This is a genomic window from Frankia sp. CeRuru1 (genome assembly GCF_977966315.1).
Genome location: NZ_CDWWEW010000126.1, coordinates 1 through 10,479 on the forward strand (window position 1 = coordinate 1; position 10,479 = coordinate 10,479).

Annotated in this window: 15 protein-coding genes and 2 pseudogenes; 7 read left to right on the top strand and 10 right to left on the bottom strand. The window is 69.8% G+C overall.

Annotated features, from left to right (window positions below):
* The 10 genes from AC08OP_RS11305 to AC08OP_RS11350 all read right to left on the bottom strand — a co-directional run.
* On the bottom strand, positions 1-1,413 hold a 1,413-nt coding region (locus AC08OP_RS11305; protein WP_476614149.1), incomplete at its 3' end, for a DUF3987 domain-containing protein.
* On the bottom strand, positions 1,410-3,059 hold the full coding sequence (locus AC08OP_RS11310; protein WP_476614150.1) for a DEAD/DEAH box helicase: 1,650 nt from the start codon (positions 3,057-3,059) through the stop codon (positions 1,410-1,412). The genes AC08OP_RS11310 and AC08OP_RS11305, both read right to left, overlap by 4 nt.
* Positions 3,056-3,292, bottom strand: a complete 237-nt coding sequence (locus AC08OP_RS11315) for a hypothetical protein (protein WP_476614151.1) — start codon at positions 3,290-3,292, stop codon at positions 3,056-3,058. Before AC08OP_RS11315 ends, AC08OP_RS11310 begins: the two co-directional genes overlap by 4 nt.
* Positions 3,289-3,444: a hypothetical protein gene (locus AC08OP_RS11320; protein ID WP_476614152.1), complete on the bottom strand. Its 156-nt coding sequence runs from the start codon at positions 3,442-3,444 to the stop codon at positions 3,289-3,291. Before AC08OP_RS11320 ends, AC08OP_RS11315 begins: the two co-directional genes overlap by 4 nt.
* 205 nt (positions 3,445-3,649) lie before the next feature.
* Positions 3,650-3,916, bottom strand: coding sequence for a hypothetical protein (locus AC08OP_RS11325; RefSeq protein ID WP_476614153.1), 267 nt, complete (start codon positions 3,914-3,916; stop codon positions 3,650-3,652).
* Complete coding sequence (locus tag AC08OP_RS11330) at positions 3,913-4,200, bottom strand: hypothetical protein (protein WP_476614154.1); 288 nt, start codon at positions 4,198-4,200, stop codon at positions 3,913-3,915. Before AC08OP_RS11330 ends, AC08OP_RS11325 begins: the two co-directional genes overlap by 4 nt.
* Complete coding sequence (locus tag AC08OP_RS11335; RefSeq protein ID WP_476614155.1) at positions 4,197-4,376, bottom strand: hypothetical protein; 180 nt, start codon at positions 4,374-4,376, stop codon at positions 4,197-4,199. Before AC08OP_RS11335 ends, AC08OP_RS11330 begins: the two co-directional genes overlap by 4 nt.
* A gap of 177 nt (positions 4,377-4,553) precedes the next feature.
* On the bottom strand, positions 4,554-5,396 hold the full coding sequence (locus AC08OP_RS11340) for a hypothetical protein (protein ID WP_476614156.1): 843 nt from the start codon (positions 5,394-5,396) through the stop codon (positions 4,554-4,556).
* 136 nt (positions 5,397-5,532) lie between these two features.
* Complete coding sequence (locus AC08OP_RS11345; RefSeq protein ID WP_476614157.1) at positions 5,533-5,733, bottom strand: MerR family DNA-binding transcriptional regulator; 201 nt, start codon at positions 5,731-5,733, stop codon at positions 5,533-5,535.
* Positions 5,734-5,880: 147 nt separating this feature from the next.
* Complete coding sequence (locus AC08OP_RS11350; RefSeq protein WP_476614158.1) at positions 5,881-6,105, bottom strand: hypothetical protein; 225 nt, start codon at positions 6,103-6,105, stop codon at positions 5,881-5,883.
* Between the two features lie 220 nt (positions 6,106-6,325).
* Between AC08OP_RS11350 and AC08OP_RS11355 the strand changes: the two genes are divergently transcribed.
* From AC08OP_RS11355 to AC08OP_RS11385, 7 genes and pseudogenes are all read left to right on the top strand, one after another.
* Positions 6,326-6,529: a hypothetical protein gene (locus AC08OP_RS11355; protein WP_476614159.1), complete on the top strand. Its 204-nt coding sequence runs from the start codon at positions 6,326-6,328 to the stop codon at positions 6,527-6,529.
* A gap of 2 nt (positions 6,530-6,531) precedes the next feature.
* Positions 6,532-7,086 carry a DUF6879 family protein gene (locus tag AC08OP_RS11360; RefSeq protein ID WP_476614160.1) on the top strand — a complete coding sequence of 185 codons (555 nt, stop codon included), beginning with the start codon at positions 6,532-6,534 and terminating at the stop codon, positions 7,084-7,086.
* Between the two features lie 7 nt (positions 7,087-7,093).
* The gene (locus tag AC08OP_RS11365) at positions 7,094-7,948 is read left to right on the top strand and encodes a helix-turn-helix domain-containing protein (protein WP_476614161.1); all 855 of its coding nucleotides are present in this window, start codon (positions 7,094-7,096) and stop codon (positions 7,946-7,948) included.
* Between the two features lie 105 nt (positions 7,949-8,053).
* A complete protein-coding gene (locus AC08OP_RS11370) occupies positions 8,054-8,275 on the top strand; it encodes a hypothetical protein (RefSeq protein WP_476614162.1) in 222 nt (73 codons plus the stop codon).
* A 229-nt stretch (positions 8,276-8,504) separates the two neighbouring features.
* Positions 8,505-9,794, top strand: a complete 1,290-nt coding sequence (locus AC08OP_RS11375; protein WP_476614163.1) for a hypothetical protein — start codon at positions 8,505-8,507, stop codon at positions 9,792-9,794.
* 5 nt (positions 9,795-9,799) lie between these two features.
* Positions 9,800-9,907: pseudogene (locus tag AC08OP_RS11380) on the top strand (IS607 family transposase); the annotation flags it as partial.
* A 3-nt stretch (positions 9,908-9,910) separates the two neighbouring features.
* Positions 9,911-10,479, top strand: a pseudogene (locus tag AC08OP_RS11385) (helix-turn-helix domain-containing protein); the annotation flags it as partial.

Below are 10,479 nucleotides of genomic sequence, written 5' to 3' on the forward strand. Positions count from 1 at the left end.
CACCACGGCTGCCCACTCGGCCTCGACCTCGGGGTCCATGGGCGGGGCCTCCAGGGGCCGGGTCCCGACCGTGGAGGCCGGCAGGGCGACCAGGAAACGCGCCAGCAGACCACGCTGCACGAACGCCCGGACCTTGAGGGCCTCGGTGATGACATCGGGCTGCACGATCATCCCGATGGACAGGATGGGCCGGCGAATCCGGACCGGCGCCTTACTGGCGCGGGTGATCTTCACGGACCTGCCGTCGTAGGCCCGCAGGACCAGGTCGATGTTGGCCTGGCCGCTGGCGGCGTAGCGGCCCGCCAGGGTCCCGAGGAAGCCCCCCTCGTCGACGATGATGGCCTGGGGCCCGCCCTGGTGCTCCATCAAGACCGCCAGGCCCTCCGCGGTGGTGTCGTCGGCGAGGATCTGGAACTGCGTCGGCGGGCCGGCCTCGGCGAGCCGGTCCGCGAGGTCGCGGGCCTCCTCCTCGGCGTCGCCGGCTGCGTCGCCCTCCATCCGGGCCGCCCGGTCGAGCGCGGCGGCGTACCGCTTGGTCAGCAGTTCGTGGTCCGCCTTGGCGCGGGCGAACCTGGCCGCGTCTTCGCTCCCCCACTCCAGATCCTGTAGGGGCGCCACGGCGAGTTTGACCACGGCGCTCTTGCGAGTGCCGGAGTCCGACAGTGCCGCGAGATACAGGCAGGTTTGCTCTGTCCAGCTCCCCTTGACCTCGACCTCCCAGGAGCCGCGGGTGGCTCCTGACAGGGTCGCGAGCGCCGCGAACGCGGCGAGGTCGGGCGGTGTCTGGGTCGTGGCGGCGACGGCCTCGACGAACCGCCTCACCACCCCCGGCAGGGACCGTACGGGCAGCGCCGGCATCGGGCGCGACAGGGGGCGGGGCTCGGTCCAGCGCCCCCCGCTGGTCTGCTCGGCGCACTCCAGGGCCGCGAGCAGCTCGCGCCGTAGGTCGTAGAGGTCCGCCCCCGGGTTGCGGGCAAGCCGGCCCAGGGCCTCGGCCCGAGCCGCGATGTCGCGACGGCGGGCCGCGGTCTCGACGAACGCGGCGTGGTAGGCCACGGTGCCGGCACCGGTGTTCCAGATCAGGTCGTGGACGTAGATCGGCCCCCCGACGACGTCGAGCAGGGTCATCCGGCCGTGCGAGCCCGCCATGGCGGGCCGTGAGCCGAGGTGAGCCACCACGGATGCCTCGTCGCACGCCTCGCCGGCCAGCGTCCGCTCCATCAGGACCTCGTGGATCACCTGGTGTGCCGGCCGGGCGTAGTCGGTGGCCTCCAGGGTCCCGAGCACGATCTCGGCGTCACCGGGATCCCGCATCGCGCGACCGAGGCACTCCTGCTCGGCCCGCAGTACCGCCGGATCGATCGCCGGCCCGTCCTGCTCGTCGGCCCCCGCGGCAGGCTCGTCATCGCTCATGCAGCACCCCTTCCGGCGAAGAACCGGTCGATCCGCCTGGTCGCGACCCGGATCGAGATCAGGTCGCTGACCTGCCCTGCTGTGGCCCCCGGCGGGACGGTGATGCCGAGACGGGCGGCGGCCTCGACCTGCTTGGGGCTCGGCTCGCCGCGCCCGCGCCAGGCCGCGGTCTTGGTCGAGACCGAGAACCGCTGCTTGCCCGCGCGTTCGGCCCGTGCGGCGTGCTCCTCGCCGAGCGCCATCGCGAGCGTGAGGTCCGGGGCCTTCCCGAGTGGGGTCGGGTCGCCCTCGCGGGGCATCAGTCCGATCGACCAGCCCTGGCGGTTGGGCCACTCGCGCAGGAACACCTGGCCGAGTCCGGCGGGGACGAACCAGTGCCCGCCGTCGGTCTGGAGCCACACGGATTTGCTGGACTGGAACAGGTTGACCTCGCTGGCGGCGCCGAGCTTCACCCCCTTGATGCGCTCGACGGCCTCGGTGAGGGACTCGCCGTCCTCCAGCTCGGGCTTTTCCTTGGTCTTCGCCTTAAGCTCGCCCTCGGCGAGGTCCAGGAGCGTGCAGAGCCGATGGTCCGCGGTGATCCCGACTAGGTCCAGAATGAGGGCCTCAGTCTTGCCGGGGTAGGGGCGTAGCACCCTTCCGGCCATCTGGGTATAGAGAACCGGAGACTTTGTCGGCCGCGCCATGATGGCGACAGTGGCACGCGGGATATCTGTTCCCTCGGTAAGAACATTGCAATTACTGAGGATGTCCAGCTCGCCGTTTCGCAGGCCGTTCACGGCTGCCACGCGGGAATCCCGGTCCATGTCTCCCCACACCGCCTCAGCCTTGAAGCCGGCGTCGCGCAGGGCCGCCGCGGCGGACTGCGCGGTGGCGACGGTGGGGGTGAAGACCATTCCGGGCTTGCCCTCGCCGTGGGTGGTGTACGCCTCGGCGACGGCCTTCTCGAAGCCCGCACTCGCGAGCGCGTCGCCGAGATCGCTAGCGGCGTAGTCCCCGTGAGAGCTTCTGACCTCGGAGAAGTCCACGTCGATCGGGACGCGGCGACCGCGCGGCACGACCAGGTACGGCCCCTCCGGATCGGTGATCATCTCCAGCACCGAGCGCTCGTAGGCCACGGTCTGCCAGACCGACCCCAGGCCCGCGCCGTCCCCGCGGGCGAGTGTGGCCGTCACTCCAAGAGTGCGCGTTCCGTTCTGCGCGTAGCACCGAAAATGATCCATGACCTTGACATATGTCTCGGCCAGGCTGTGATGGCATTCATCGATGATCACCATGCTGAATGTGTCACGCGGCCACTTGCGCATCCTCCGGGCCGACGCCATCGTCTGCACGGAGGCCACCACGACGCCACACCGTAGGTCGGCTTCGCGGTCGGCCATCTCCACGCCGACCCGCGCTCCCGGCGCTATTGACGCGATTTTTTCCGCAGCCTGGTCAACTAGTTCCTGCCGGTGCGCGATAACAAGGACGCGGCCATTTCGCGCGCATTCTTCACTAGCTAGATGGGCAAAGCAAATAGTCTTCCCGCTACCCGTTGGCAAGATAATCGCGACACGGTTTGTTCCGCTCCCCCATGCCTTTCTAATGGCATTCAGGGCCTCCTGCTGGTAAGGCCGCAACGGGAGCCGCGCGGTGGCGCTCACGCGGCACCCCGCTCTCGCGTGCGGGCGTGGGCGCGGTGCCGCGTGACGGAGCGGGGGTCGCAGTGGATCCGCTGCCCGATCTGGCGTGCGCTCAGGCCCCGGCTCGTGAGGATCTCGACGGCGGCGCAGATCTCGCCCGAGGTCATCTCGTCGGGCGGGTCCCCGGCAACGGCACGGTCGACGGCAACCTGGTCGATGTCGCCATCGACCGGCCCCGGGCACGGGGCGTTCACGCGGCCTCATCCCAGGAGGCCTCGCGGGGGGCGCTCTCGCCTCGCGAGGCCTGGACATGGGCGAGGCGATCCCAGTACAGCGGGTTGCCGCCCAGGGCGCACTCGTGCCGCCCAGGATCTATGAGCCTGACCGGCTGTAGTATGTGTGTCACGAGACCTCCTCTCGTGGCGCAGCGGTTGTGCGACAGAGCCCCCGGATCCCCCCGGGGGCTTTCGTCTTCCGGTGCTCCACCATCTGTCGATACATAGCGCCGAGAGGCGCATCACCTGGACTGCGGCGAGTCTTAGCGTCACGTCATAGGGCATGTTTCGGGACGAGTCGGGACGCATCACCTCAGCCCCGACCCGTCCCGGTGATCACGATCGCAGGTCCCTCACGGGGACCGCCCACGGTGGACCCGGCTCGATCCAGACCCGGTCGTCGGTCCCGTCCTGCGGGCCGTAGGCCGAGATCCCGACGTCCCCCAGGCCATCCAGCCCGCCCGGGTCGTCGAGGTCTTCCGGGCCCAGTGGCAGGTCCACGACCTCGCCCTGCCACCTCACCCCGTTCCGCGTGAGCGTCACATGCGTCCCGACCTGCGGCGACGCGGCGGCGAGTCTCGTGAGTTCGGTGGCCGTACTCATCGGTCCCCCACCGGGGCGTCCGAGCTGGCCAGCAGCATCTGGAACAGGCGGAGGACGCACGCCTGCCCGAAGGCGACCTGGCGGGCGCCGTACCGCTGGTCGGCGTCCAGGTCGAGGTCGGCCGCGTCGGCGCGGTTGGCCTCGATCATCCCCATGGCCTCCCGGACCGCGTCCTCGACGGCCCTGGCCGGGATGGTGGTGCCCTCGGGGAGCTGCGCGGCATCGACCGCGGCCAGCAGGACATCCTGCTCGGGGTCGCTGAAGCCGGTCGTGATGACGGTCATCGGGTACCTCCGGAGGTGTCGCGCTGTGCCGTGCCGCACACCGCGCAGGAGCAGATGAGGCTGTTGTCGATGCGCCCGCAGACGTGCTCGTGGCGGCCCGCGAGCGAGTCCTGGACGACGCGGGCCCAGGTGTTGTCGCCGGCCTCCCGGTCGGCGGTATGGGCGCGGCGGATCATCGGGTACCCCCCCCCCCACGAGCTCGTCGTCGGCGTCCATGTCCGCGTACAGGTCCGCCATGTCGTCGTAGACCTTCAGACCACCGGCAGCGATCTCGGCGCTGGCCTCACGCTCGCCGGCCTGCCACTCTTCGGTCCAGAACCAGTGCTGGTCGGGGTCCGGTATCTCGATAAGGATCATGAGGCACCTCCCGCGACGCGCACGACGGTCAGGCGCGGCTTCGCCGGCCCAGTCAGGACCTCAAACCGCGGGGACGGTGGGCGGCCCCGCTTCGGCGGTGCCGGCGGGACCCGCCGCAGGTGGCCGGTGGTGACGAGCCGGGCCACGACGTCCTCGACGTCCGCGGTGCGCCGCACCCACGCCCGTCCGTCCAGGCCGCGGTACATCTCACTGAGCGAGGCGTCCTCGCCGACGCGGTACCGCTGGTGGATCCAGCGCATCACTTCGGCCTCGCGCTCCTCGTCGACGGTCAGGGGTGGCTCAGCCATCCCGATGTCGGCGAGGAGTGCCTGCGCTTGGCGGCGGACCTCGTCCATCGGCAACGCGGTCACGGACCACGCGAGGCCAAGGATCTCCAGCCGGGTCTTGACCTCCGCGAGGTCGGGCTGCGCGTGGGCCGGTTCCTCGTAGCGGTCGAGTAGCACGCGCCGGATGTCCCGGGCGATGTCGCTCTCGGTTAGGAGCATTGCGACGTTCAGAACGGTGCGTCGGATGTAGAGGGTGAGCGACGAGACTCGATTCCAGTGATCTTCAGGATGAAGATCACTGGACCGCTTGAACTCACGCAGATCATCACCGCGCAGGACCCGCAGCCCGTTCTCGGAGAGCTCCTCGCGAAAGCGGGTGGCCAGGGTGGTGACCGTTCCGACCGAGACCTCGAAGTACGTCGCGACCATCTCGGTGGTGACGTGCAGATCGTCGGGCATCAGGTCGAGCGCCTTGACCTTGCCAAGGGCGTCGGTGCGGCCGGCGTGCTCGTCGCGGGCGGACCGGGACTCAGTGAGGATGATCTCGTTCACAGCTCACCGGTCCGCGAGCAAAGTTGGTCGTGGCCTACGCCGTCGAAGAGGACGCTGCCGCATTCGGCGCAGACGGTGATCTTCGTGGTGGGCGCCTGGGGCGGCGCTGGCGGACGGACTGGGGTGGTCGCGACTCTCATGCCGCACCGTCCAGATCGGTGAGCAAGCTGCGAATCTCGGCCTCGACGTACCGGCGGTGGCCTCCAGTGGTGCGCTGGACGGTCAGCCGGCGGTCGTCCGCCATCCGAGCAAGCGTCTTCGCGTCGACGCCAACGAGCCTCGATGCCGCACCGGGCGGCAACCAGATGACGGTAGAGGCGGCTCCGGGTCGCGGCATCTTTGGCGATCCGGGTGCCGTGACGGCAGGATGTACCACGGGAACGTGCCTTCTTCCTGGCGGGTTGGGGTTCGGTCTCACGGCCCGGCGGTGCTGGAACACTGCCGGGCCACTCAGTTACCTCGTGCTGCCGATCGGCCGTTGCGGCTACCGGATCCAGGTGTGGAAAAGTCGCTCCAGCTCCTGCGCACGGCGGCAGGGGTCCTCGATGTCGCGTGCCGCGGCCGCCGCTTCGTCCAGCAGGGCGTCCCGCTCGAGGGCACCGTACGGGGCGAGGTTCATTAGCCGGAGCGCTCTGGCGGCGGGGTCGGTGATCTGGCGGGCGGCCCTGACCGCGTCCGCGTGGATGGCCTGGATCTTGTTGTAGTCCACGTGGGTTCCTCTCGATCGGAGAGTCCGGGAAGTCGGACTCTGCAACCTTACGCTGATCTAGCAAGTGCGCGCAAGTGCTTGTGGATGGTAGTCTCTCCTCGCCAGGTTCCACGCAACCGCCAATCGCCCCCGGCCCCCGCGCAAGGACCGGGGGCGATTGCATGCTCGTGCTTGATCCTGAGAGGATGCGGGTGCGGTACAACCTGGGATTGGAGATCACATGCGAGAGCTGAAGTTCCTCTGGAAGGACGGCGGGTCCATCGGTGGGAGCTGCCCGGCCCTGTACGAGACGGCGGGTGGCTACGTTGTCCAGGGCGTCAAGCTCACCGATGACGAGCGGGCGCAACTCCGGAACCTCGCGGACGACGAGGACGGCGTGTTCGTCCCGGCCAATGTCCTCGACCGCCTGCGGGGCATGGCCTGACGATGCGAGAGCTCCTCACTGGTGACGAGTTCACGGCGGCACTCTGGGACTTCCAGCACGCCGCGTTCCGGCTTGAGGCCCAGCCGGCGTACTACGTCCCGGCGGAGCAAGGACTACTCGCGCAACTCCGGGCGGGCCAGCCTATGGCGGCGGACGAGGTCCCGGAGTTGCGCGAGTGGTTCGACCGAGTGGCCGAGAGGACCCGGCAGGGCGCACGTATCGGGCGAGTTCGGATCCACGACGAACCCCTGACCGACTACCAGCGGTGGGAGCAGTGGTGCGACCCATGGAACATTCGGGCTGGCGAGGTGATTCGTTACCTGCCTCGCCGACGGGCGCGTGAGGTCGGCCTACTGCCGGCCGCTGGCCCTGACGATTGGTGGCTGTTCGATGATCGGCTCTTGATCGTGATGTCGTTCGATGCCGAGGGGCATATGGCTCGGGTTGAACGTACGGGCGATGAGGTGGCTGTCGCCGAGGCGATTGCGTGGCGGGACCTGGCAATCCTGCACAGCACTCCCGCTGAGATGCGGAGCGCTCCGACCACGCACGAGTGAGGGCACGATGGACCCGATCAAGAACGCGCTGACGCGCCCGGGCGGCATTGCCGCCCGGCTGCTCGACATGCGCGAACAGGCCGGAATGGCCGCAAAGGACGTCGCCGAGGCAAACGGTTGGGCGGCATCGAAGGTGTCGCGCTTGGAGCGCGGACGGCAGGCGCCGTCGACGGAGGACGTCCGCGCCTGGGGTCGCGTGACCGGCGCGCCCGACGAGGCAGTCGAGGCTGTCCTTCGGGCCCTGGAGGAAGCCAGAGTCGAGCACCGCAGTTGGCGCCTCAGCATGAGCCGCGGTCAGGCCGAGGTCCAGGCCGACTACAACGAACTGGCGCAGAACTCCCGCATCATTCGCCACTTTGAGATGGCCGCCATCCCCGGCCTCCTCCAGACGCCGGGCTACGCGCGGGCGATGTTCGTCGAGATGGTCCGCTTGCACGGCCTTGAGGTACAGGACGTTGACGCAGCAGTAGCGACACGCTTGCAGCGGCAGCAGCTCCTCTACGATCCGTCCAGGAACTTCGAGTTCCTGCTCGCCGAGCCCGTCTTGCGCTGGCTGCTCGTCCCAGCTGACGTCATGCGCGGTCAGCTCGACCGTCTTCAGACGGTTATCGGCGTCCTGAACATCCGCTTCGGCATCGTGCCTATGGGTGTGGAGCTGACTGCTATCCCGCAGAACTCGGTGACGCTCTACGAGGGTAAGGAGACGGTTGGCGCGATGGAGACCTTCGGCGGCGAGATCTTTTTCAGTGGCGACGAAACCGTTACGTACAGTCGAGCCATGGACAGGCTGTGGGAGAACGCCGTTATGGGCGATCGTGCACGGGAGCTCATCGTCGATGCCAGCCGAGCGCTTCCAGCCTAGGCTGGCGCCAAGCCAAGATCGGACAGTCCGGGACGTCCAATACCGTAGGTCGTCCGGCCACACCGCTGGCCGGACGATCTCGCCAGGGCGGCAGATCGTATCCCCATGGCCTACGAGAACGAATACAGCAAGTCCCGTCCTCCGAGCGCTTTGGACTACGCCAACGCGGCCCGTGACGTGCTCAAGGACGTCAACCCTGACGCCTTGAGCGATACGGACCGGCTGCTCTACGCCATCGCGGCCGGCATCTTGTCTCTGGCCTCCAGCGCCTACGGCGTCGACGGCAGCGTGAAGGCCGTGGGGGCCACACTCGACACGAAGCTGTAGGCGCCCGGTCTCAGGCCGGAGAAGGGGGTGCCGATGGCTTCGCGACACGCCGCCCTCCTCTCCGGCCGTTCGATCGGTTCAGGCGTTCTGTCCTATCCAGCAAACCGTCCAGGCCCCGCGATGTGACCCGTCGATGCCGGTGCGGGTTGGTGCCGATAGTGCGCACTGCACCACGGCGGGCACTTCGCGCCCTATCGTCAAGGGGATGCCTGACGAAGGGTGATGACCCGTGGCCAACACGCACCTCGACGCCGCGCTCCAGCGCGCCGGCTGGACGCCCGAGCAGCTTGCGGCGGCGATCAACACTCGGCTGACGGCCGAGGGCCACGGCGAGCACGCGGTCCACCCCAAGACGCCCTGGAAATGGCTGAAGGGGGTCACCCCGCACCCGCCACTGCCGGCCTACGTCGCTGACGTCCTCTCGGAACGGGTCGGGACCACGCTGACCCCGGTTGACCTCGGGCTTACGAGCGCGGCACGCACCGCCGCCGCGGTTGCGGCCGATGACGGGCTCGACGTCGACTACACCGAGACCGGCGCCGCCCGGGTGCTGGCCGAGATGGCGCGCCGCGGCGCCTCCGATCCCCGCCGCCTCGCGCCGCTACGAGGCACGGCGCTTACGCATCACGCGCACCTGTGGCTCGTGGCCCCCGACCTGGACGGTCGGCCCCTCGCGGAAGTGGTCGAGGGTGCACCATCTCGTCTTGGTGCGCTGCGGGCCGTCCTGGAGCTGCTGCGCCGGGTCGACGACGCCGAGGGCGGCCCGGCGGTCGCACCCTGGTCGGCGCAGGAGGCCACAATGGCCATGACGATGCTGCGCGACATCCCGGAGCGATCCCGCGGGCCGATGCTGCGCCTGGTCGCCGAACTCGCGGAGCTCACGGGCTGGGCCGCGGTGGACTCCGGCCGGTTCGCGATGGCGCAGCGGTACCTCATCACCGCGCTGCATGCCGCGCAGGCCATCGGGGACCGCGAGCACGGCGCCTACATCCTGGCTCTGCTTGGCCTGGCCGCGAGCCTCGACGGCCGCCACCGCGAGGCGGTCACGATCCTGGAGTCCGCGCAGGTCGGCATTCGCAATGCCGCGTCGCTCACGGTCCGGGCGATCGTGAGCGGCTTCGAGGCCCGGGTACGGTCCGCGGCCGGCGACCGTCCGGGTTTCGAGGCGACCCTCGCCCGGGGAACGGCCGTCTACGAGCGGGCCCGCGTCGAGGACGCCCCGCCGTGGGCGTACTGGGCGATGGAGGCCGCCGAGCACCCGATGCCGCTGGAGAACGGCAGGGCCTGGACGATGTCCGGCGAGCCCCGGCGGGCGATCGAGATCCTCACCCCGAAGCTGGCCGAGTTGGCCGACTACCCCCGCGACGTCGCCCTCGTGCAGGCGTACCTCGCCGAGGCGCACGCCGCTGCGGGTGACCGGGAGCAGGCCGGGCTCTACGCCGACCAGGCGCGGGCTGGACTTGCCGTCGGCGTGCAGTCGCCACGGACAGAGGCCGTGCTGGCAGGGATCGCGGGTTAGCCCTCGTCGTTGAGATCCTGACGTCGCTGTGTGCCCGGTTGTACGGCCGTCGCGCTGCGGCGAACCGGGCCCGGCGTGCGGTCGCCGAGGTGACGAAGGACGACCCGGCGTGAAGGTTGCAGGCGTACCGGTTCGCACTCGACCCGAACAACAACCAGCGTGCCGGCCTGCGCCGGCCTGCCGGGGCGGCCCGGTTCGCCTACAACTGGGGTCTGGCCCGAGTGAAGGCCGCGCTCGCCCAGCGGGACGCCGAACAGTCCTACGGCCTGTCCGGTGACGCGCTGACTCCGGTGCCGTGGACGTTGCCCGCGCCGCGGCTCGCGTGGAACGCCGCCAAGCGGGACGTCGCCCCCTGGTGGGAGGAGTGCTCGAAGGAGGCGTTCTCCGCCGGTCTGGATCACCTCGCCCGTGGGCTGAGGAGCTTCTCCGACTCGAAGAGGGGCGCCCGCAGGGGGCGGCGCGTCGGTTTCCCCCCGGTTCAAGAAACGCGGGAAGGCCCGCGACAGCTTCCGGTACACCACCGGCGCCTACGGCCCGGCCGGCGACCGGCAGGTGAAGCTGCCCCGGATCGGCCGGGTGAAGGTCTGCGAGTCGATGGGCGCGCTGACCGGGCGGCTGGCGGATGGTCGGGTCCGCCTCCTGGGCGCCAGGAGTGTCGCGCACGGCCGGCCGCTGGTTCGTATCG